The organism is Nocardia sp. NBC_01329, from assembly GCF_035956715.1.
In the GTDB taxonomy this organism is placed as follows: Bacteria; Actinomycetota; Actinomycetes; order Mycobacteriales; family Mycobacteriaceae; genus Nocardia.
On sequence record NZ_CP108381.1, the window covers coordinates 1,430,996 to 1,452,205 of the forward strand.

At 67.0% G+C, this 21,210-nt stretch carries 19 protein-coding genes; 5 read left to right on the forward strand and 14 right to left on the reverse strand.

From position 1 onward, the window contains the following. Positions 1 to 10: 10 nt before the first annotated feature. From OG405_RS06685 to OG405_RS06700, 4 genes are all read left to right on the forward strand, one after another. Positions 11 to 1,237, forward strand: coding sequence for a cytochrome P450 family protein (locus OG405_RS06685; protein WP_327150745.1), 1,227 nt, complete (start codon positions 11 to 13; stop codon positions 1,235 to 1,237). Positions 1,238 to 1,460: 223 nt separating this feature from the next. Next, positions 1,461 to 2,642 (forward strand): cytochrome P450, encoded by a 1,182-nt coding sequence (locus OG405_RS06690; protein ID WP_442790731.1) that lies wholly within the window; start codon positions 1,461 to 1,463, stop codon positions 2,640 to 2,642. 222 nt (positions 2,643 to 2,864) lie between these two features. Further along, positions 2,865 to 4,109, forward strand: coding sequence for a cytochrome P450 (locus tag OG405_RS06695; RefSeq protein ID WP_442790669.1), 1,245 nt, complete (start codon positions 2,865 to 2,867; stop codon positions 4,107 to 4,109). A 26-nt stretch (positions 4,110 to 4,135) separates the two neighbouring features. Further along, entirely contained in the window at positions 4,136 to 5,365 is a 1,230-nt protein-coding gene (locus OG405_RS06700; protein WP_327150746.1) for a cytochrome P450 family protein, read from the forward strand. 47 nt (positions 5,366 to 5,412) lie between these two features. On the opposite strand, the gene OG405_RS06705 is transcribed toward OG405_RS06700, so the two are convergent. From OG405_RS06705 to OG405_RS06745, 9 genes are all read right to left on the reverse strand, one after another. Beyond that, entirely contained in the window at positions 5,413 to 7,023 is a 1,611-nt protein-coding gene (locus tag OG405_RS06705; RefSeq protein ID WP_327150747.1) for an ABC transporter permease, read from the reverse strand. Further along, entirely contained in the window at positions 7,020 to 7,931 is a 912-nt protein-coding gene (locus OG405_RS06710; RefSeq protein WP_327150748.1) for an ABC transporter ATP-binding protein, read from the reverse strand. Before OG405_RS06710 ends, OG405_RS06705 begins: the two co-directional genes overlap by 4 nt. Positions 7,932 to 7,996: 65 nt before the next feature. Then, a complete protein-coding gene (locus tag OG405_RS06715; RefSeq protein WP_327150749.1) occupies positions 7,997 to 8,989 on the reverse strand; it encodes an Acg family FMN-binding oxidoreductase in 993 nt (330 codons plus the stop codon). A 68-nt stretch (positions 8,990 to 9,057) separates the two neighbouring features. After that, positions 9,058 to 10,095 carry a hypothetical protein gene (locus OG405_RS06720; protein WP_327150750.1) on the reverse strand — a complete coding sequence of 346 codons (1,038 nt, stop codon included), beginning with the start codon at positions 10,093 to 10,095 and terminating at the stop codon, positions 9,058 to 9,060. Between the two features lie 119 nt (positions 10,096 to 10,214). Further along, positions 10,215 to 10,970, reverse strand: coding sequence for a L,D-transpeptidase (locus OG405_RS06725; protein ID WP_327150751.1), 756 nt, complete (start codon positions 10,968 to 10,970; stop codon positions 10,215 to 10,217). A 119-nt stretch (positions 10,971 to 11,089) separates the two neighbouring features. Then, entirely contained in the window at positions 11,090 to 13,201 is a 2,112-nt protein-coding gene (locus tag OG405_RS06730) for an amylo-alpha-1,6-glucosidase (RefSeq protein WP_327150752.1), read from the reverse strand. Further along, positions 13,198 to 14,349 carry a glycosyltransferase family 4 protein gene (locus OG405_RS06735; RefSeq protein ID WP_327152250.1) on the reverse strand — a complete coding sequence of 384 codons (1,152 nt, stop codon included), beginning with the start codon at positions 14,347 to 14,349 and terminating at the stop codon, positions 13,198 to 13,200. The genes OG405_RS06730 and OG405_RS06735 overlap by 4 nt, the downstream gene beginning before the upstream one ends. A gap of 270 nt (positions 14,350 to 14,619) precedes the next feature. Next, positions 14,620 to 14,904 (reverse strand): hypothetical protein, encoded by a 285-nt coding sequence (locus tag OG405_RS06740; RefSeq protein WP_327150753.1) that lies wholly within the window; start codon positions 14,902 to 14,904, stop codon positions 14,620 to 14,622. Between the two features lie 218 nt (positions 14,905 to 15,122). After that, positions 15,123 to 15,785 carry a cyclodeaminase/cyclohydrolase family protein gene (locus tag OG405_RS06745; protein WP_327150754.1) on the reverse strand — a complete coding sequence of 221 codons (663 nt, stop codon included), beginning with the start codon at positions 15,783 to 15,785 and terminating at the stop codon, positions 15,123 to 15,125. A gap of 130 nt (positions 15,786 to 15,915) precedes the next feature. On the opposite strand from OG405_RS06745, the gene OG405_RS06750 reads away from it, so the two are divergent. Continuing rightward, complete coding sequence (locus OG405_RS06750; RefSeq protein WP_327150755.1) at positions 15,916 to 16,956, forward strand: LLM class F420-dependent oxidoreductase; 1,041 nt, start codon at positions 15,916 to 15,918, stop codon at positions 16,954 to 16,956. An 82-nt stretch (positions 16,957 to 17,038) separates the two neighbouring features. Here the strand turns inward: OG405_RS06750 and OG405_RS06755 are convergent, their stop codons facing one another. From OG405_RS06755 to OG405_RS06775, 5 genes are read right to left on the reverse strand one after another with little or no spacing between them, the layout of a single operon-like run. Then, positions 17,039 to 17,377 carry an STAS domain-containing protein gene (locus tag OG405_RS06755; RefSeq protein ID WP_327150756.1) on the reverse strand — a complete coding sequence of 113 codons (339 nt, stop codon included), beginning with the start codon at positions 17,375 to 17,377 and terminating at the stop codon, positions 17,039 to 17,041. 43 nt (positions 17,378 to 17,420) lie between these two features. Beyond that, positions 17,421 to 19,760 carry a SpoIIE family protein phosphatase gene (locus tag OG405_RS06760; RefSeq protein WP_327150757.1) on the reverse strand — a complete coding sequence of 780 codons (2,340 nt, stop codon included), beginning with the start codon at positions 19,758 to 19,760 and terminating at the stop codon, positions 17,421 to 17,423. Between the two features lie 16 nt (positions 19,761 to 19,776). Continuing rightward, positions 19,777 to 20,421 carry a SpoIIE family protein phosphatase gene (locus tag OG405_RS06765; RefSeq protein WP_327150758.1) on the reverse strand — a complete coding sequence of 215 codons (645 nt, stop codon included), beginning with the start codon at positions 20,419 to 20,421 and terminating at the stop codon, positions 19,777 to 19,779. After that, positions 20,414 to 20,839 (reverse strand): anti-sigma regulatory factor, encoded by a 426-nt coding sequence (locus OG405_RS06770; RefSeq protein WP_327150759.1) that lies wholly within the window; start codon positions 20,837 to 20,839, stop codon positions 20,414 to 20,416. The genes OG405_RS06765 and OG405_RS06770 overlap by 8 nt, the downstream gene beginning before the upstream one ends. Next, complete coding sequence (locus OG405_RS06775; protein WP_327150760.1) at positions 20,817 to 21,209, reverse strand: STAS domain-containing protein; 393 nt, start codon at positions 21,207 to 21,209, stop codon at positions 20,817 to 20,819. Before OG405_RS06775 ends, OG405_RS06770 begins: the two co-directional genes overlap by 23 nt. Position 21,210 lies beyond the last annotated feature (1 nt).

Genomic DNA, 21,210 nt, shown 5'->3' on the forward strand with positions numbered 1-21,210 from the left:
GAGCCCGTCGTTGGAACGCGAACTCATCGTCCTGGACATGGCCGGTGCGGATACCCAGGGAGAATCCGCACGGTTGCGTGTCCAGGGTCCTGCCGCGCTGATCGAACTGCCGGGTAACGTCCCGGCGTGGTCGATCACGGACGCGGCGGTCCTGAAGAGTCTGCTGGCCGACCCACGTGTGTCCAAGGATCCGCGCCGCCACTGGACGGCGTTCGTGAACGGCGAGATCACCCAGGATTGGCCGCTGCTGCCGTGGATCGCGGTGGAGAACATGTTCACCGCCTACGGTGCCGACCATCGCCGGCTGCGCAAGCTGGTCTCTCCGGCGTTCACCCACCGGCGGACCACGGCGCTACGGCCGCGTGTGGAAGCGCTCATCGGCGAACTGCTCGACAAGTTGGCCGCCGTGCCGGCCGGTCAGGTCGTCGACCTGCGTGAAAGCTACGCTTATCCGGTCCCGATCCAGGTGATCACCGAACTGCTCGGGGTCCCCGAGACACTGGAAGCGGGTCTGCGGGTCTGCGTCGACCGATATTTCGACACCACGATCGATCAGGCCGGGGCGCAGGCGAATTTCGTCGAGATGTACGGTCTGGTCACCGAACTGGTCGCCTATCGGCGCGATACTCCCGGCGACGACATCACCAGTGTGATGATCACCAGCCGGGACGAGGACGGTTCGCAGCTCACCGAGAAGCAGATCGTCGAGACCCTGATGCTGGTCATCAACGCCGGCCACGAGACGACGGTCAACCTGCTCGATCAGGCCATTGTCGCGCTGCTCGCCCATCCGCAGCAGCGGGCGGCGGCCCTGGCCGGTGAGGTGAGCTGGTCGGAGGTGGTGGAGGAGACGCTGCGCTACGAAGCCCCGGTCGCGCATCTGCCGCTGCGGTATGCCGTGGAGGATATCGAGATCGACAACCTGCGGATCGGCAAGGGCGAGGCGATCCTCGCCTCCTACGCTGCGGCCGGCCGCGACCCGAAGGTCCACGGCGCCACCGCCGAGTTCTTCGACGTGACTCGGGCGGTGAAGGATCATGTGTCGTTCGGGCACGGGGCGCACCATTGCATCGGGGCGCCGCTGGCGCGGATGGAAGGTGAACTGGCCCTGCCCGCGCTGTTCCGGCGCTTCCCGGACATTCGTCTGGCGGTGGATGTGAGCGAACTGCGTCCGGTGGTCAGCTTCGTTTCAAACGGTCACCAGGAATTGCCGGTGTACCTGGGCCGAAGCCGGTAGCGTAAAAGGTTCCGGTTACTACAACTTAATGCTGATGGCTCGTCGCGGACGTCGCTGAGCGGGATGTATGGGTCGGCGGATAGGTCTGCGAAACCGCACTATTCACCGATTCATACGAACCTCGGAGTGTGACGTCTTGACCACAGCGCAACACGATCAGTACCGCGTTTCCGATCCGCGTCCGGTGATCCACGGTTCTCCGATGGACCCCATCGGTCCCTACATGCCTATGTATTCGGAGGAGTTCGCCGCCGACCCGCACAAGATGTACCGGGAGATGCGGCAGCGCTTCGGATCGCTGGCTCCGGTGGAGCTGGCGCCTGGGGTACCGGCCACCCTGGTGATCGGGTATCACACCGCTTTGCGAATCCTCAACGATCCGGAGCACTTTCCCGCAGACCCGCGGGTATGGCAGCGCGGAGTACCCGAGGACTGCCCGGTGCTACCGATGATGGAGTACCGGCCCAATCCGCTGCGCACGGTCGGCAACGACCGGATCCGCTACCGCTCGGCCGCGGTATCGGCGATAGGCGAGGTGGATATGCACGAGTTGCATTCCACCATCGAGAAGATCGCGGTCACACTGATCAATTCGTTCTGTCGCGACGGCTACTGCGATGTGGTCGGCCAGTACGCCTCGCCTCTGATCTTCGCCACCTTGAACGCCATGCTGGGCTGTCCGCCGGAACTCGGGCATCGCGCGGCCCGCGGCCTGGCCGCGATGTTCGATACGGTTCATGCGGCCGAGGGCAATGCCACCCAGGCCGACGCGCTGCTGGAATTGGCGCGCCTCAAACGGGTTCAGCCCGGCGACGACATCACCACCCGGCTGGTGCAGCATGCGGTGCAGCTGAGCGATGAGGAGACGCGGCAGCAGCTGGCGCTACTGTACGGCGCGGGTACCGAACCACCGCAGAACCTGATCGTGAACACGCTGCTGCTGATGTTGACCGACGAGCGGTTCGCGGCGAATGTGCTGGACGGGAGTCTGTCGACCCGGGATGCGCTGGACGAGGTGCTGTTCAACGATCCACCGATGGCCAATTACTGCATCAGCTATCCCCGGCAGCCGATGCTGATCGACGGTATCTGGTTGCCGGCTCATCAACCGGTGCTCATCAGTATGACCGCGTGCAACAACGACCCGGCCATCAAATCCGGTGGGCTCACCGACAACCGCTCACATCTGGCCTTCAGCGTGGGCCAGCACAGTTGTCCGGCCCGGTCGGTAGCGCTGCTGGTCGTGCAGGACGCCATCGACCAGCTGCTGGACGTGATACCCGAGATGGAGTTGGCGGTGCCGGCCGCTGAGCTGCGGTGGCGGCCGGGCCCGTTCCATCGGGCGCTGGTATCGCTGCCGGTCACCTTTCCCGAGTGTCCGCCGATTCGGACGACCGGGCACTGAACTGCGAAAGTGCTTCGGCCGGAGTGGGTCGGGTCCGGGAGCTTGGGCATAGTCACCACGGGCGCGGGCCGGGCCGACTCATCCGGTGGGCATTCATGTGCAAGAGATCCGGTCGTACTGCGAAATCCGATCCGGCCCGCTAGGTTCCAGGTAGAGTCGCCAGCTCAGCTCTGCGGTCGGATCTCCGGCCGCGAGACCCACCGCGCAGGAACCGGCAGGCGTTTGAATATCGACAGTCTTTCCGTATCACCCGCAGCGCCCCGAGACTTCGCCGGTCCGCGCGTTTCCCTGTACTCGGATGAATACGCGGCCGATCCGCACCGGACCTATCGGGAAATGCGGCAGCGCTTCGGATCACTGGCTCCGGTGGAGCTGGCGCCGGGGGTACCGGCCACCCTGGTGATCGGTTATCACGCCGCGCTACGGATCCTGCACGATCCGGAACATTTTCCGGCCGATCCGCGCGTATGGGAGCGCAACATTCCCGCTGATTGCCCGATTCGGCCGATGATGGAATGGCGTCCCAACCCGATTCGCAGCGCGGGCAGTGACCACAAGCGCTATCGTTCGGCGGCCGCCGCGGCGCTCGGCAAGATCGATCTGCACCGGCTGCACGCCACCGTCGAGCAGGTCGCGGTTCCACTGATCAACTCGTTCTGCGAGGTCGGGCACTGCGATGTGGTCAGCCAGTACGCGTTACCCGTCATGTTCTCCACTTTGAACGCCACGCTCGGCTGCTCGCCCGATATCAGCCGGCGGGCGGCCACCGGGATGGCAGCGATGTTCGATACGGTGGACGCCGAGGCCGGTAGTCGGATGCTGTCCGAGGCGTTACTCGAACTGACCCGGATCAAGCGCGCCGAGCCGAGCGACGATGTCACCAGCTGGCTGGTGGAACATCCGGTGCGGTTGGACGACGAAGAGATGCTGCACCAGCTCGTGACGCTGTACGGGGCGGGAATCGAACCGGTGCAGAACCTCGTCGCGAACACCCTGCTGCTGATGCTGACCGACGACCGGTTCGCGGCGAACGTGCTGGACGGAAGTCTGTCGACCCGAGACGCGCTGGACGAGGTGCTGTTCAACGATCCGCCCATGGCCAACTACTGCATCAGCTATCCGCGCCAGCCGATTCTGATCGACGATGTCTGGTTGCCGGCACACCAGCCGGTGATGATCAGCATGGCCGCCTGCAACAACGATCCGGCGATCCGTACCGGCGATGTGACCGACAATCGATCCCATCTGGCATTCGGTACCGGTCCGCACGGCTGCCCGGCCCGTCCGGTGGCGGTGCTCATCGTGCAGGACGCGATCGATCAGCTGCTGGATGCCATACCCGAACTGGAGCTGGCTGTGCCGGTCTCGGAACTGCGGTGGCGGCCCGGACCGTTCCACCGAGCCCTGGCCGCGCTCCCGGTGACCTTTCCCAAGAGCCCCCCGATCAGCCTGGCCGGTATTCGATAGTTCGGTAGTTCAGTCAGGAGTTTCCGATGCAGAACCGCACCGCCCCGTTCGTCCTCGATCCCGGTGGTTCCGATATCCAGGGCGAAATCGCCCGTATCCGCCGGCAGGGCCCGGTCTCGCAGGTGGAATTACCCGGTGGTGTGCGCGCCTGGTCGGTGACCGACGCGACCCTGCTGAAAGAGATCCTGTCGGGACCGCAGGTCTCCAAAGATCCCCGGCAACACTGGCCGGCTTTCCAGAAGGGCGAGATCTCCGCGGACTGGCCGCTCCTGCCCTGGGTGACGGTGACCAGCATGTTCACTGCTTACGGTCCCGAACACCGGCGGTTGCGCAGAATCGTGGCCCCGGCGTTCACCCACCGGCGGACCATGGCGTTGAAGCCCCGGATCGAGGTGATCACCCAGGATCTGCTCGACGCAATCGCCGCCGGCTCCGACGGTGAGATCGTCGATCTGCGCGAAGGATTCGCCTATCCACTGCCCATCCGCGTCATCAGCGAACTGATGGGCGTTCCGGCGGAACTGAATCCGAAGCTGCGTAAAGGTGTGGACGGGTTCTTCGATACGACTCTCACCGCGGAAGAGACCCAGGCCAATTACGCGGAAATGTCGGCGCTGCTCTTCCGGCTCGTGGCCTACCGCCGGGAGAATCCGGGCGAGGATATGACGAGTCTGCTCATCGCCGATAGTGACGATGTCGAAACCCCGTTCACCGAACAAGAACTGGTCGACACTCTGCTGCTGGTGATCAGCGCGGGGCACGAGACGACCGTCAACCTGCTCGACCAAGCGATATATCTGCTGCTGACGCGGCCGCAGCACCGGGCCGACCTGGCGGCCGAGCGGATCTCCTGGGCGGATCTGGTCGAAGAGGCGCTGCGCTTCGAAGCCCCGGTCGCACATGTTCCGTTGCGCTACGCGGTCGAGGATCTCGTCCTCGGTGATGTCGAGATAGCTCAGGGTGATGCGATCCTCGCCGGTTACGCGGGGGCGAGCCGGGATCCGAAGGTCCACGGCGAAACGGCCGACGAGTTCGACCCGACCCGCGCTGTGAAAGACCATCTGGCGTTCGGGTACGGCGCCCATCACTGCCTCGGCGCACCGCTGGCCCGGCTGGAAGCGCTGGTGGCGTTGCCCGCGATCTTCCACCGGTTCCCGGATATGGAACTGGCGGCCGCACCGGGGGAACTCGGCGTGGTACCCAGCTTCATTTCCAACGGCCATCACCGCTTGCCGGTGTACCTGAACGGGCGCTGACCCGCCGGTGCGCCGGATCGTGCGTCGGCCCCGGTCCGGCGCACGATTCAATTGGTTTGCAGATCGCGGCGGCGGAAACCGAACGTCCCCGCCCCGTGCAGCAGCAGCGCCACCGCCAGGGTGAGCAATACCGGCACGGCGTCGAAAGCCTGTGCCGGAACAAGCGGAATATTGTCGAACGGCGACACGCTCATCAGCCATCCGGGGAATTTCAGGGTCGCGCCGAACATCAGCACCACCACGCAGAACGCCATCGCAAGCCATGCGACGGAGTTGATCAGTGGCGCGAAGCCGAACAAGAACAGCGTTACCCCGCCGAGTACCCAGACCGCGGGAAGATAGGTCAGAGCGGCACCGGTGAGGGTGACCACCTGGGATAGATCACTGGTGATCAGGCCATAGGTGACACCCATCCCGGCACCGCTGAGGGCCACCACCATCGCCGAACCTGCCAGCACGATCACCGAATGCCCAGCCGCCCAGCGCAGCCGGCCCAGTTCGGTGGACAGCAGCGGTTCGGCATGCCCGGCTGTCTCCTCGGCGCGTAGGCGCAGGGTGGCCGAGATGGTGTAGGCGGAGGCGATGATCGCCAGGATCGCGACGGCCATGGCATAGAAGGCGTCGACCATACTGCCCATGTTCTGGCCGAGCACCTCGTTCAGATCGATATCACCGAGCAGATCGTCGACATCGTCGCCGATGGTGCCGAACGCCAGACCCCCGAAGAACATCCCGATCGCCCAGCCGAACAGCAGACCGCGCTGCAGCCGCCAGGCCAGCCCGAAGGTGCCGTGCAAGGACCCGGCGGCGCGGGCCGGCCCCGGTCGCGGCGGGACCAGGCCCGCGCCGAAATCCCGGCGATCCAGCACCCGAGCCGCTGCGAACCCGATGGCGACCGTCGCCGCCACCGACAGTGCGGCAGGCCACCAGATCTCGCCGTCGTAGGGGCGCATCGCCTGCCCCCAGCCCAGTGGCGACAACCAGGAGAGCACCCCGTTGCCGACATCGCCCACGGCACGCAGTAGATAGGAGACGGCCAGTACGGCGCCGGTAATGGCGTAGCAGGCGCGGGTGGTCGCGCTGATCTGCGCCGCGAGCAGCGCGATCGCGCCGAACACCCAACCGGCGCAGGTCGCTCCCACGCCCAGCGCCACCGAACCCGCCACCGGGAGTCCGTAGCCGATGAGGCTCAGTGTGATCGCTGCGCCGAGCACGATATTCGCGCCCACCATGACCAGTGCCGCCGCTGTAGGCGGCGCGTAGCGGCCGACCACCGCGGACCGGATGAGCTCGTCGCGCCCGGACTCCTCGTTCGAGCGGGTATGCCGTCCGATGAGGAACATGCTCATCAAACCGGCCACCACCATCCCGAATGCGCTGGACTGGAACGCGACCTGGCCCGCCACTGTGTCCAGCACCCGGGGTGGCCCGGCCATGGCGATCATCGCCGCGTTGCCGGACATACTCCGGGCGAGGGCGTCCAGATCGGCCTGGTTCGGGTAGGCGGCGTCCAGCGCGACCGCCTGTGACCAGTACACGAGCGTGCCACCTACGATCCAGGCGACCAACGGAAAGCGTTCACGTCGCAACGCGAACCGGGCGAGTACACGTGTACCGATGAGTGTGCCCGGGGTCCGGGCCGTGCGCTGGGCGGTCACGATTCCGGTACCCCCGCGGCCGCGAGTTCGTCGCCGTAGTGTCGGAGGAACAGTTCCTCCAGGGTCGGCGGCTGACTGGTGAGGGTGCGGATTCCGAAGGAGGTGAGCCGTTCCATGGCCGCACCGAGCTCGACCGTATCGACCTGAAACCGGATCCGGGTGCCGTCGGCGACCAGATCGTGCACCCCGCGTAGATCCTCGAATCCGGTGATCGGGCGCTGGGTTTCGGCTTCGATCGAGGTCCTGGTGAGATGCCGCAACTCGGCCAGGGTGCCGGTTTCGACCGCCCGCCCGTGCCGGATGATGGTGACCCGGTCACACAGCGCCTCGACCTGGGCCAGGATATGACTGGACAGCAGCACGGTGCGGCCCGCGCGGCGAATCTCCTCGACATATTCCTGGAAGACCGCCTCCATCAGCGGATCCAATCCGGAGGTGGGTTCATCCAGTAACAGGAGTTCGACATCGGAGGCCAGCGCGGCGACCAGGGCGACCTTCTGCCGGTTACCCTTCGAATACGTTCGGCCCTTCTTGGTGGGATCCAGGTCGAATCGTTCCAGCAAGTCCCGGCGCCGGTCCTCGTCGAGTCCACCGCGCAGCCGCCCGAGCAGATCGATCACCTCACCACCGGTGAGATTGGGCCACAGGTTCACATCTCCCGGGACATACGCCAGCCGGCGGTGCAGTTGCGCGGCGCCGGACCACGGGTCGCCGTCGAGCAGGCGGGCGGTACCCCCGTCGGCCCGCAACAGCCCCAGCAGGATCCGGATGGTGGTCGATTTGCCGGCGCCGTTGGGGCCGAGGAAACCGTGTACCTCGCCGGAGGCCACCTGCAGATCGAGCCCGTCGAGCGCGCGGGTGCGGCCGAATGTCTTCTGCAGACCGGAGATATCGATCGCGGCTGTCATGCCAGCACAGTATTCCGAACCTGCGGTATCCGGGGCTTTTCCCGCGCCGCGGCGCAACGGCGGAGTCAGGCGGCGCGATGCAGTTCCAGGAAGTCACCGACGGTGCGCCGAGGTGTCGGGGGCTGTGCGGCGGAGGTGGGTGCGGTGCCCACCCGGACCACCACCTGCGGTGCTGCGGGTTCGTGCAGCAGATTCGCGATGGTGCGTCGGCTCACCGGGACCTCGGTGATATGGGTCAGCGGGCAGGTGGCCAGCCCGGCGGCGGTGCATTCCAGCAGGACGGCCGACAGGGCCTCACCGGCTCGCAGCCAGTCCAGGGGGCTATCCCCGGCCGAACCGATGACCAGCAGGCGTGAGGAGTCGGTCAGTTCGCCGCGCCGCAGCGAGGGCGGCGCGGTGGGGAAGGCTCGACCCACTCCGACCTGTGCCAGTTCGGCGGCCGAGACCAGCGCGGAGATCGGCACCCCGTCGGCGGGGGAGTCGTTGCCGGCCCACCAGTGCAGTTCGTTGAGGTACTGCGGATCGTATTCGCGTAGCGCCGCCGATTGAGCCGAGGCGGCGGCCAGCCGCAACCGGGCGGAATCGCCGAGTACCTCCAGCGTGCCGCCGCGCTCGGTGGCGGTGGTGTGCAGGCCCGATTCCACGCGCGCCCAGTTGCGAGGTGGCAGCATCGGCAGCCGATCGGTGTAGCGCTGGTCGATGGCGGCGGCCCGGGCCCGGACCGTATCGGACACCGCGGGTGCGGGAGCGAAGTCGACCGTGGCGAGATGGTCGGGCACGGTATCGGGGAGCCGGACCACCTCGGTGTCCCAGCCCGCGGCCGCGAACGCGATCCGCGTGTGGTCCAGGATGGCTCCGCAGCTGATGATCAGCTGTCTGCCCTGCGGATCGGCCGAGAACAGCTGCCTGCTGGTGTCCCGGTGCAGATGTAGCCGGTGGCCGTCGAAAACCCAGCGCCACGGCTGGGTGTTGTGTACCGACGGGGCGCGCCGGGCGAGCGAGAGAGCGGCCTGCACTGTCGGATGGTCGGGCACCCGAGCCGTACCGATGGCGTCCATCTCCCGAGTCTGCCTCTCGGGACACCACCGGACCACCTCGTACGCTGATTCGCGCCGAATCGTGGCACTCAGGGCATGGGGCCGATACCGGTGATCAAGGTCCGATCACCTATTCGCATCGTTGTGACCAGTTGCGGGTTGTATCCCAGCGGCGCCGAACCGGGACGGTACTCGGTGACGGCGACGGTGTACTGGCCGACGAACGCACCGGGGGTTATCCGTACGCAGTGGGTGGTTCCGGCCGGAATGCCGTCGATACCGCGCTGGATATCGGCCGCCGGGGGTACGGCGGCGTCCGCCGCGACGAGGGTGCGGGCCTGTTCCCCGGACCGGGCGACGTAGTAGGCGTGCTGGAATCCGAAGATGGCCCCCGGCCCGGAATCGGTGCCGCCCGCACTGTTGCCCTGCACGGTGTTGCCGACCCGCTCGGCCGCGCAGTACGGATCGGTGCCGGGTGCGGCGGGCGCGGTGGCGCTCGGCGCGGTCGCAGCGGGTGCACGCGCATCCTCCCCGCCCACGACCGCGAACTGTACATACGCGGCCGCGCCGAGTGCCACGACACCGGCCACACCGAGCAATACCGGAACCGCCCGGCCACTGCCGGTGGTGGGCGCCGCGGCACGCGCCGGTGCCGGGGTGGTGTGGTCGGGCGGGGTCAGCCGCCGGCGTAGGCGTTCCCGGGCGCCCGCCGGCGCACTCTGTTCGGCGGGCGGGGCCGGATCGTGCTCGTCGCCGGCGTCCGCCGGATCGGGCTCCGGCGACCGGGCCGGATACGGTTCCGGCTCCTGGTCGGGGCGAGTCTCCGCGGCTTCGGTGCCGGCCCGCGCGACCCAATCCGACCACGAGCCCTCGTAGGTGGCGTTTCCGCTGTCCCATCCCGGCAGGCGGAGTACCGGTATGGGTTCGGTCGGCATCGCCTCGTCGGAAACCGGAACGGCACCGGGCGCGTTGCCGTACTGCGGCCGATACAGCTCCGGCTGCCGGGAAATCGAGTCCGCGTCCTCGTATCCGGTTTCCGGGCGGGTGTGCGAGTCCCGCGCGGCCGGGCCGACGGGGTCCGGGGGATACGGTTCCCGGTCGGTGGGACCCGAGGCCGGTCGATCCATGGTGCGGCCCCCTTCCTCGGTTCACGACGCGTGATCGCTCTCCATTGTTCTAGTGGATCGGCGTCGGAATCGCAGCGCGGGGGCGTCATCGGGCGCGGTCACCCGGCCCGATGCCCAGCTCACCAGTGGATATTCACCGGATCGCCGATACCTACGTTCTCGTAGTACCAGGAGGCGTCGCCGGGAGCCAGGTTGATGCAGCCGTGGCTCACATTCGAATTGCCCTGCTGGTCGACCGACCAGGGCGCGGAGTGGACGAAGACACCACCCCAGGTGAGCCGCTCGGCCCATTCACCGTCGATCAGGTAACCCTCCGAGGAATCCAGCGGGATACCGATGGTGCGGGAGTCGAAGATGACATTGCGGAACTTCTCCAGCACCGGATAGGTGCCGGTGGGAGTCTCGTAACCGGGCTTGCCCATCGAAGCGGGCATGGTCCGCACCGGCACGCCACCCATGCTGACGGTGAAGGTGTGGGTGGACATGTTCGCGTCGGCGATAACTCCGACGTTGGTGTCGAACTGCGTGCGACGGTCGCCGAAGTTCACGGTGAACGTCGTATTCGCCGGGAGATATCCGGTCGGTGTCCAGGTCAGCTCGCGGTCACCGTGCCAGGAATAGGAACCGGGCAGCGCATCGCCGGCGGTGACGACCGACAGCGACTTCTCGGCGCGGGCCCGATCGGTGACCGCGGTGGAGAACCGGACGGTAACCGGATGAGCGATTCCGACGACGGCGCCGTCGGACGGAGTCACCGAGGCCACGGGTGCGGGGCCGGGTCGATCGATCGTCATGGCGCTCGCCCCGGCGGGGGCGACGGCCAGCGAGAGTGCGACCGCGATCGCTAGAAATAGATGCCGGGCAACAATATTCATGGTGCCACCCCTTACGGACGACTGGTGGACAGACGTCCATCCTAAGGGGCCATGATCAACTCAACCACCCAAGATATCCTCCCGGCACCCGTTTGCGACGTTGACACACCGCGCGATTGCTATTCGGTGACAAGTTTCCAGTCATCGGGTAGCCCGTGGACATGCATGGTGGCGCCCTCGGCATGGATGCTGACCGTGGCAGATCCCAGTCGCAGATCCGTCAGGCCCACTTTGCCCCATTCCCGCGGCAACTGCGGAGTAACCCGCAGGACACGGTGCGGTACACAGGGCGACAGTCCCAGGAAGGAACGAACCAGCAGCAGCGGCGCCGCGCTCGCCCAGGCCTGCGGGGAGCACGAGGTGGGGTAGGGCACCGGCGAACGGAACTCGGTGCGCGCGAAACCGCAGAAGAGCTCCGGCAGCCTGCCGCCGAAGTCGATGGCCGCGTCGAGCAATCCGGTGGTGAGCCGTTCGGCGAGCTCCGAGGCGCCGGGGATATGCCGATAGCGCAGCAGTCCGGCCACCGCGATGGCGGTGTCGTGCGGCCATATCGAGCCGTTGTGATAACTCATCGGGTTGAAGGCGCCCATCCCGGCGGCCAGGGTGCGCAGGCCGAAACCGCTGTCCATACTCGCGTCGGCCAGCCGTTCGATCAGTTCGGCGGCGCGTTCGTCGGAGACGATCCCGGTCCACAGACATTGGGCGGCGTTGCTGGTCAGCGAGTCGACCTGGTGCTTCTGGCCGTCCAGGGCCACCGCGTACCAGCCGTTCTTGGCGACCCAGAACGCCTCGTCGAATCGGTCCTTGAGGTTCTCGGCCTGGTCGCGCAGGCGTGCGGCGTGATCGGTATCGCCGAAATGTTCGGCGAGCTGGGCGCGGGCCAGCCGGGCCGCGTAGACGTAGCCCTGGACCTCGCACAACGCGATCGACGGTTCGGCCAGATGACCGGACGCGTCGTTGATCGAGTCGAAACTGTCCTTCCAGCCCTGGTTGCTCAGCCCACGATCGGTCTTACGGCGGTATTCGACGAACCCGTCGCCGTCGGCGTCGCCGTATTCGTCGACCCAGGCCAGGGCCGCGTCGGCGGCCGGGAGGAGTTCGCGGATCACCTGGTCACTAGCGCCCCAGCGCCAGCATTCGGCCAGCAGCATCACGAAGAGCGGTGTCGCGTCCACCGAACCGTAGTAGACAGTGCCGCCCAGCACCTGGTTGCTGGCCGGGCCGTGCCGCATCTCGTGCATGATGCGACCCGGTTCCTCCTCGGTGATCGGGTTGACCTTGGTGCCCTGCAGACCCGCCAGCCGGCGCAGGGTGCCGACCGCGAGCGCGGAATCCAGTGGTAGCGCCATCCAGGAGGTCAGCAGGCTGTCCCGACCGAACAGGGCCATGAACCAGGGTGCCCCGGCGGCCACATAGGCCGGGGCACCGTCGGAGCTGCCGTCGATGCGCAGCGCACCGAGATCACTCTCGGTGCGCTGCAGCACCTCCGACAGTGCCGGATCGGTCGCGGTGAGGTCGGTGGCGGTGGCCCGCCACGCCTTGAGCCGGCTGATCGGACTGTCCTCGTCGTCCCCGAACGCCATCTGCACCCGGCGGTGCGAGACGATCGGCTGGGCCAGGATCTCGGTGTCCCAGCGGCCGCGGGCCGGCACCACCACCTGCCAGGTGATGGTGCCGGGCAGCATGACCGCCCCGGCCGTGGCGCTGATGGTCAGGCCGCGGCCGGGTTCGTTGTGGTCGGTCAGATGCAGATCGCCGTCGACGGCATTGTGCTCGGCGCCGCCGCCGTGGTTGCGCCCCTCCTTGACCGCGAACAGATCCGCGAAATCGGAGTCGACGAACATGGTGATGGTCATCCCCGTGTCCTCGTGTCCGAGGTTGTGCACGGTGATGGTTTCCTTGAGTCCGTTGCCGATGAGCCGCCGACGCACCACGAGTACGGTGCTGTCGGCGACCCCGGCGCGCGGGGGTTTGCGCAGGATGAACCGGCCCTTGAAGGCCTCCGGCGTGAGCACCGTGAGGTGTTCGGCCGGTTGCCCGTCCAGGCGCAGCTCCCACCGTGAGATCACCCGCGAGTCCCGGTAGAACAGGCCCTGCGAGGTGCCGGAATGGATATCGCCGAGAGGGTCGGACAAGCAGAAGGTGCTCGCCTCGACCAGGGTCACCGTCCCCCCGCCGCCATTGATGGCGGCGGGCTGGCCGGAGTTGAGAATTCTCGGCGGTGCGTTCATGCCCTACTCCATACCGGTGTCGTGCCGGCGTCGGCGCGTATCTCGGGTACCGAATTGCGGCGCGTACCGACGGCGGTCAATGGCTGGCCACTGTGGTGGGCTTCGTCCCACGCATCGAGTATGCGGTAATAGGCCGCTTCGTACCCGGCACCCAGCTGATCCACGCCGAAATAGTCTTCGACGCGGCGCCGGCAGGCGTGCGGATCGAGTTCACCGGCCCGGGCGATGGCGGCCGGGAGCTCGTCGGGGTGATCGCAGATGAAACCGGTGACACCGTGCTCGATCACCTCGTCCACCGCGCCCCCGCGCAACGCCACCACCGGGGTGCCGCAGGCCATGGCCTCGATCATCACGATGCCGAAGGGTTCTTCCCACCGGATCGGGAACAGCAGGCAGCGCGCCCCGGCGAGCAGCTCCCGTTTGGCGACCGCGTCGGCTTCCCCGAAGACGTGGTCGGTATCGGTGAGCAAAGGTTCGATCTCCTGGGCGAAGAACGCCTTCTCGGGTGGCTCGTTGCACTTACCGGCCAGGATCAGTTTTATCCCGGCCTCGTGCGCGGCGCGCAACGCGAGCTGGGGGCCCTTGTAGGAGGCGTAGCGGCCGAGGAACAGCGCATAGTCCTGCTTCTCGGTCCGGAAGGGCCATTCGCTGGGTCTCAGGGCGTTGTGCACACGGCCGATCCAGTTGAAACTCGGCGCCAGTTCGCGCTGCCGGTCGCTGATCGCGACGAGGCGCGTGTGCTCGTCGAGGGCGCCGTAGTACTCCCACATATCGTTGTCGACCGGCCCGTGCACCGTGACCGCGGTGGGAATACCCAGAACCTCATAGGCAGGAGCGTTCAACGGGCCGGCGAAAGTGTGGTCGTGGATGATGTCGATATGCCGGGAGCGGGCGAGCTTCTCGACCACGCGCCGTACCTTCAGCGCGTTGACCACCTCCGGGAAGGGGTCACCCAGTCGGTCGGCCTGGATGTTCTCCCAGACCGGGACGAATTCGGCTTCGGTACCGGGCTTTCCGGCGCCGAGCAGTGTCACCCGGTGCCCCCGCGCGACCAGCGTGTCGGCGAGTTCGGCCACCACGGCCTCGACACCGCCGTATCCGGCCGGGGGGACATCGAAATACGGCGGCGCGACCAGCACGATGTTCAGCGGGTGGTTACGACCGTTTCCTCCGAAACCGGCGCGTCGGGGTTTTCGCGCCGGGGTTTCCGAATCGGATTCCGCATTCGTGAATATGGTGCTCAACTCGTCCTCCTCGATTAGTGGCCGCGCGGCATACCACAATCGCCACCCGGCCAATGGGTGGAGCTGATAGACAACCATTCGGTGCGAGAGCAGTACTGCTATCGGAAGCGCGCCGGAATACCCGGCGCCGGAAAGAAGCGTGGTGAGAGGCTTTTTCCACCCGCCACGCAGGAATCAATCGGAGAAGTACGCGGACCGCCCGGGCGAAATGCCGAACGCGGGTCGATCCGGGGCGGCCGAAGCGATGGCCAAGGTGAGACCGGCCCGTCTGAGGACCAGACATTCGGGAGAACAGAGTCGATGGATACCGTGTGCGCGCTGGGCTTGGCCGAGCGTCAACACTCCTGGATCCGCCGAACAGTCGGCGATATTGGATACGACTCCGTGTTCGGTGATGACATCGATACCCGAATCTTGGGCTTCCGCCGCGAATGGCGCCGATGTGTACCCGATCCTCACCGTTACCTCCTGCACTCGTCGAGCTGGGGCAAACAGTTCCCCGGCCGCCGGTGCCCCGCCGGCCGGTCTAGCTGAGCGAGCCTGGGTCGAGCGGTGGAGCAGTGTGAATATCAGGAACGAGGCCCATTCTACGCGTGCTCCGTTGTTCACTTGATCTCGAATAATCCCAGTTCGGCATAAAACTGGTTAATTCGCGCGTGCTGATATGTGCACATGAATCATCCGCCACGGACCGCACGCAGCACCTCCTGGTGCAGCGAATCCGCTCGGGCGTTGATTTCCTCGATCCGTACCAGTACCTCGGTGAAAGCCGCGGCGTGCTCGTCCGGAAGCGAGACGACATTGATCTCGATATTCAGTTGGGAGGTACCCGCGGCGGCCCGTGCGGCCGCGGCCGCGGCACCGATATCGGTGACAACATTCGGGTTACCGATCGGCAGCAATTCGGTTGCCAGGGTCAGGATTCCGTGGGCCTCGTCGATCACCGCGGCGGGTACCCGGGCGGCCTCGAGCAGTGCCGTGTGGATCGCCGCCGAACGCGCGGTGACTTCGCCGTCGGTATCCCTCGGCAGTTTGTAGGCGGCGCCGACGGCGGTGAAGGCGTGGGCGTCGGCGTCGGCCAGGGCCAGGGCACGGGCGCGGGCGGTGTCGGCGGCTTCGATGATGCGGTCGATCGCCGGTCGATGGTCGGCATCCTTGGCCCGGGTGGTGTAGCGCGCGACCATGGCGATCAGCGCGGCTCCCTGCGCGGCGTGTAGCGCGGCCACTGCGCCACCACCCGGCGCGGGCACCTTCGCCGCGAGTTCGCCCAGGTACTCACCGATCGGCGAACCCCCGAAACCGCTGGCGGTGTGCTGAGGCGATTGGGTGGGCTGCGACACGATTCGGCCTTTCTCGATCAAAATTGCTCGAAGTTAGCTGCATTGCTCCAAGGGTTACCTGCTTCAACCTACAGCGTCGCCCGGCGTGGCCGGTGCCGGGCCACCCCGTAACCGGGATTATGTTGAGGGCATGCGGATCGGATTGAGCATCAACTACTCGGGCGGCTTCACCGAGGCGGCGGCCGAAGTGGCCGATTTGGAGCGTGCCGGGCTGGACATCGTGTTCGTGCCCGAGGCGTACTCCTTCGACGCGGTGAGCGCGCTGGGTTACCTCGCTGCCAAGACCTCCCGGTTGCAGCTGGCGTCGGGGATCCTGCAGCTCTACACCCGGACGCCCACGCTCACCGCGATGACCGCGGCGGGCCTGGATTTTGTTTCCGACGGCCGATTCGTGCTCGGCCTGGGGGCCTCCGGGCCGCAGGTCATCGAGGGATTCCACGGCGTGCCCTACGACGCGCCGATCGGCCGGACCCGTGAACTCGTGGAGATCTGCCGCAAGGTCTGGCGCCGGGAACGGCTGGAATATCAGGGCAAGTACTATCAGATCCCGTTGCCGGAGGGGACCGGCACCGGCCTGGGTAAACCGCTGAAGCTGATCAATCATCCGGTGCGCGAACGTGTCCCGGTGCTGCTGGCCGCACTGGGCCCCAAGAATGTCGAACTGGCCGCCGAGGTCGCCGAGGGCTGGCAGCCGATCTTCTTCCTGCCCGAGCGTGCCGACGCGGTCTTCGGTGACGCACTGCGCGCCGGAAAGGCGAAGCGGGACCCCGAACTCGGCCCGCTCGACGTCTATGCCGGACCCGCCCTGGCCATCGGCGAGGATGTGGAACCGCTGCTGGGGTTCGTGAAACCGATGCTGGCGCTCTACATCGGTGGAATGGGAGCCAAGGGCAAGAACTTCTACCACACTCTGGCCACCCGCTACGGTTACGGCGCGGAGGCCGACCGCATCCAGGAGCTCTACCTGGCGGGCAAGAAAGACGAAGCGACCCAGGTGGTTCCGGACGCACTGGTCCGCGATATCTCGCTGATCGGTCCGGCAAGCTATGTGAAGGAACGGGTCGCCGCGTTCGCCGAAGCCGGGGTCACGGTTCTCAATGTCGCGCCGCTGGCTGCGACACCGGCCGAGCGGGTCCAACTCATCGAACGGTTCCGCGCGATCTGCGACTGAGACGCGGCCTCGTGCACAGGGATGGGCCGGCGCAACGAACGTTGCGCCGGCCCATCCCTGTGCAGCCCGAGGTGTGCCCGGCTCAGTCTGCCCGGAAACTCGCCAGGGCGGCTTCCAGCGTGGTGTGCAGGGCGAAGACCTGATCCAATGCCGTCATCTTCAGTTGACGACTGGTGGCGGGTCCGTCTGCCACCAGGGCGATCGTGGTCTTGTCACCGGCCCGCTGATGCGCGGCGACCAGCGCGGCCATCCCGGCCGACGCCAGGAAGCTCACCGCCGCCAGGTCGACGACCAGGCCGGCGGGATCGGCATCGAGAGCCGCATCGATCGCGGTCTCCAGGGCCGGGGCCGTCGCGAGGTCGACCTCTCCGACAACCGTGAGCACAGTGACCCCGTCGTGGTCGGCGACCGAGGTCGTCATCGTATCCGTGAGATTCGCGTCTGGAGGAGTGTTGGTCACATCTTCACAATCTGCCATGAGTCTCTCGATCTCGCTGCATCGTATCCCCGCCGGACCGGTTCGCTGTCCCGCGCAGGGCGCTGGCCACCGGGAACGTGATCGCCGGAAGCGTCACCGACATCCGTACCCGGGTTCCGGGTCCCAGGTGGTGATCTATCTCGAGTTCTTCGGTCAGTGCCCGCATCATATCGATCCCGCGGCCCCGCGGCCCCGGATCGGCCGGACGCGGACGCCAGGTCCCGGTATCGGTGATCTCGATGACCACCCGGTGGCCTACGCATTCGGCGGTGAGCACGACCCGGTCGTTCTCACCGCCACCGTTCTGGTAGGCGTGCTCGATACTGTTGCTGCACGCCTCGTTGGTGGCGGCGACCAGATCCGAGGTGAGGTTGTGCGGTACCGCCGCGGACGACAGCCACGCTGTCAGCGTACGGCGCAGCATGGCCAGCCGGTCCGGCCGGGCCGGCACATCCAATCGCAGCGGGGCGGGCTGCTGCCGGTAGACGACCATGGCGATATCGTCGTCGTAGCCGCCGTCCGGCCGCAGCGCCGACAGCACCGAATCGGCGACCTCGCGGGGGAGTTTCTCGGCGGTATCGGCCAGGATACCGGCGATCTTCGTGAAGCCCTCGTCGATATCCTCTCCGCGGCGTTCGACCAGTCCGTCGGTGAACAGCACCAGGGTCGCGCCGGGCGGCAACGGCGTGGTGGCCTCCGGTCGCCGGGTGGTCTCGAAGGTCGCCAGCGGCACCGACCGGCCTCCCTCCAGCATGCGTCCTGTCTTGTCCACATCGGCAAGGATGGGCGGCATATGGCCCGCGTTGCTGTAGCGCACGAGTCCGCGCACCGGATCCAGTACCGCCGCGCATACGGTGGTGCACAACGCACCGGGAATCCGAGCCGCCACCGGGTCGAGTTCGGTGAGCAACTGGGCGGGTCCGGCGCCGCGGAGCAGCAGGGCGCGGGCGGCCGTACGCAATTGACCCATGACCACGGCTGCGGACAGACCGCGACCCACACAGTCACCGACCACGACGCCGATGGTGCCGTCGGGCAGCGGCACCACGTCGTACCAGTCGCCGCCGATCTCCAGCGGTGGCAGCGCGGGTTCGTAGTGCACCGAGAACCGCGGCGGGAGTTCGATGGGGCCCAGCATCGCGCGCTGCAGGGTCAGTGAGGTGGAGCGCGCCTGATCGAAGTTGCGGGCCCGCTGCACTGCCAGGCTGAGATGCCCGATGAGCAGTGAGAACAAGGTCCAGTCAGCGGCATCGACGACGCGGGGGACAGCGAAGCGCAACCACAACGCCGCATCGCTCTTCTCGCCGAGCGGTGCGACGATGCCCTGGGCGCTGCCCGCGCCCTCCGGGACAGCTATCAGGGTGCGGCCGGGCCGTACCCGCGCGCGTTTGAGAATGGCCTCCGTCGCGGGTTCGAGCCGGGATCCGGTGGTGGTGGCGGCCGGGGGCGTGCCGGAGATGTAGACCTCCGGAGCGGTGGGCGAAGTCCATACCGCGACAACCGCCGTCTCCGCGCCCACCGTGCGCCGCAACTCGTCCAGACCGACCTCGAGCACCTCGGCGACCGTGGTCGCCGCGGCGAGCGCGGTAGCCAGCCGGTTGGCGGCCTGGTCACGGGCCTGAGCGTCGTGTTCGGCGGTGACATCGCGGACGGTGCCGACGAAGATATGTTCCTCGCCGTCCGGTTGCACCAGGGCGCTCGTGCTCACCGCGATCCAGCGGCGGCGCCCGTCCCGGTGCTGGACCGGTACCACGAACCGGGACGCCTCGGTACCCAGATCGGGATAGCGGGGACCTTCCGGAATGGCCCACGGATGCGGTATCGGATAGGGCACTCCGGACGCGCCGTAACCGGTCAGCTCACCGAAAGCCTTGTTCACCTCGATGAGCGTGCCGCGCGCGTCGGCGACGAAGAACCCGTCCTGCAACGATTCGACCAGTGCGGTCCGGAACTCGTCGCGTCCGGCGAGATCGTCGGCGCGGGAACGCTGCTGTTCGTACCGGCGGGTGCCGTCGAGGTAACCGCGGGTCGCCACATCCAGCGTGATCAGAGTCTGCAACAGGAATTCGAGCGCCTGCTCAGCGAGCGGATTCTCCGGGCGGGCGGAGTCCGACGGCGCACCCGCCACGGTCGCGGCAGCCGCGGCCTGCACTTGTTTCACCACCCGGAAGTGGTGCTCGGTGAGATCGAGCAAGCTGATGCCCTCGACCAGTGCCCGGCGGCCCAGTTCGTGACCTTCGGCCAGGCCGTCGCCCTCGGGTGCGGCGAGATGGCGGCGCAATGCGTCGGCGTAGGCGTCGAGGAACGCCGCGAGCACCGTGCTCATCGCCGGCCTCGCCGGATCACGACACGTCTCGCTGAGCGGCTCCGTTCGACGCGCCGCGCACCCGGGCCGCGAGCACCAGGGCGTCGTCGGAGTCCTTGGCGTGCCGATTCAGCAACTCCGCCACGATCTCCGCGGTCGACTTCGCGAGATCCACACCCTGGCCCGGTTCGGCCTCCACCCCGTCGGTGGACATCAGCAGCAGATCGCCCGGCCGGACCGGTACGGTCTGCGGCTGCAACGTCGACGGCAACCGATATCCCACGATCCCGCCGCTCTGCAGAACGGTCGCGCTGATCTGCGGACCGGCGGGGCCCGCGGTGAGAAGATGCGATTCGACATTGCCGACACTGAGCCACTGCGTTTCCTCCGCGCCGAACAAAACCAGGGTGACCGCGGCACCACGTGTATCGGACATGGCCCGGTGACACAGCATCATCAGCGCGTCCAGCGGTTCGGTGCGGTTCTCGGCGAGCACCCGCGTCGCGCGGTCCACGGCGGCGGCCGCCGCCGCACCGTGGCCGAGACCGTCGAGTACCGCGAACAATACGGTGCCGGTACCGGTATCCAGAACGAGGCAGCGATCCCCGGATACATCCTGTCCAGGGAGGGGGCGGCCGGCCATCGCCCATTCGATCCGGCCGATGTACCCGTCCTCATGCACCGTGGGGTACCCACTTCCACATCTCCACCAACGTGCCTGCACCGGGCGCGGATTCGATGGCCATACCGTCCATCAGCCGTTTGGCACCGGGGAGACCGAGGCCCAGCCCCAGGCCGGTCGAATAGCCGTCTTCCATCGCCCGGGCGATATCGATGATCCCGGGCCCCTGATCCTTGGCCTGGACCACCAGAGCGCGTCGGCCGTCGCGTTCGTCGACCTGCAACCGGATCTCGCCGCTCCCGGCATAACTCGTGATATTCCGGGCGACCTCCGAGATCGCCGTGGAGATCATGGTCCGGTCGGTGAGGGTGAAGCCGAGTTCCTCGGCCAGCTCACGTCCGGCCTGGCGCGCGGTCACGATGTCGTTCGACATCTTCACCGCGATAACCACCTGTTCAGCGGGCACTGTCACGACCATCTCGGTGCTGGCGCCGCGCCGAAGCCTTGCGGTTGAGCCAGGCCAAGCCCTCCTCGAGGTCCAACGCGGTGTGCATGTCCTCGAAGGTGAGGCCGAGTTGCACCATCGCGAAAGCGACCTCGGGCTGTAGGCCCACGATGACGGTCTCCGCGCCGCGCAGCTGGGTCATATGCGCGATGGTGCGCAATGATCTGGCCGCGAAGGAATCCATCACGTCGATGGCTGTCACGTCGACGATGATGCCCTGCGCGCGGTATTTACTGACCTGCTTCATCAGGTCGTCCTGCAGTCGCTCGGTATCGGCATCGGTCAGCGCCGACTGCACGGACGCGATCAGATATGTGCCCTGTTTGAGTATCGGTACTGGCATA

What these genes read in the sequence shown, in the direction of transcription:
- OG405_RS06710 (WP_327150748.1), bottom strand. Translation starts at nt 7,931, where the DNA reads ATGACAGCCGCGATCGATATCTCCGGTCTGCAGAAGACATTCGGCCGC.
- OG405_RS06725 (WP_327150751.1), bottom strand. Translation starts at nt 10,970, where the DNA reads ATGAATATTGTTGCCCGGCATCTATTTCTAGCGATCGCGGTCGCACTC.
- OG405_RS06720 (WP_327150750.1), bottom strand. Translation starts at nt 10,095, where the DNA reads ATGGATCGACCGGCCTCGGGTCCCACCGACCGGGAACCGTATCCCCCG.
- OG405_RS06770 (WP_327150759.1), bottom strand. Translation starts at nt 20,839, where the DNA reads ATGGTCGTGACAGTGCCCGCTGAACAGGTGGTTATCGCGGTGAAGATG.
- OG405_RS06700 (WP_327150746.1), top strand. Translation starts at nt 4,136, where the DNA reads ATGCAGAACCGCACCGCCCCGTTCGTCCTCGATCCCGGTGGTTCCGAT.
- OG405_RS06690 (WP_442790731.1), top strand. Translation starts at nt 1,461, where the DNA reads ATGCCTATGTATTCGGAGGAGTTCGCCGCCGACCCGCACAAGATGTAC.
- OG405_RS06775 (WP_327150760.1), bottom strand. Translation starts at nt 21,209, where the DNA reads ATGCCAGTACCGATACTCAAACAGGGCACATATCTGATCGCGTCCGTG.
- OG405_RS06755 (WP_327150756.1), bottom strand. Translation starts at nt 17,377, where the DNA reads ATGACGACCTCGGTCGCCGACCACGACGGGGTCACTGTGCTCACGGTT.
- OG405_RS06730 (WP_327150752.1), bottom strand. Translation starts at nt 13,201, where the DNA reads ATGAACGCACCGCCGAGAATTCTCAACTCCGGCCAGCCCGCCGCCATC.
- OG405_RS06760 (WP_327150757.1), bottom strand. Translation starts at nt 19,760, where the DNA reads ATGAGCACGGTGCTCGCGGCGTTCCTCGACGCCTACGCCGACGCATTG.
- OG405_RS06750 (WP_327150755.1), top strand. Translation starts at nt 15,916, where the DNA reads ATGCGGATCGGATTGAGCATCAACTACTCGGGCGGCTTCACCGAGGCG.
- OG405_RS06715 (WP_327150749.1), bottom strand. Translation starts at nt 8,989, where the DNA reads ATGGACGCCATCGGTACGGCTCGGGTGCCCGACCATCCGACAGTGCAG.